The organism is Telluria sp. AZSoR62 (assembly GCF_058111565.1).
In genome coordinates, this window is sequence record NZ_JBYTST010000366.1 from 1 (window position 1) to 263 (window position 263).

Here is a 263-nt window from a genome sequence, read left to right on the forward strand (position 1 = left end):
GTCCTTGTCCATGGCCCACATATGGGCTTCGGCCATGGTGTCGGCGAGGATTTGCGCGGTACGGGTGTAGTTTTCGAACGCGAATAGCGGATCGTCGCTACAGGTGCGACTACCCCAGAAGCGGAAGCCATTTTCATTGATGAGGGTGGTGACTTCGTTGCTGTTGAGATAGTTGGCGTCGGTGGCCGGGTTTTGCAGATCCCAGAACACGTCGGCACTGATGCCGGTCACACCGTTGACCGCCACGTTGGACAGCGTTTTCT

The 263-nt window shown here is 57.0% G+C and carries 1 pseudogene; it reads right to left on the reverse strand.

Annotation, left to right across the window (positions count from 1 at the left end):
* Positions 1 to 263 (reverse strand): annotated as a pseudogene (locus AC3XQU_RS24115) (phage tail protein); the annotation flags it as partial.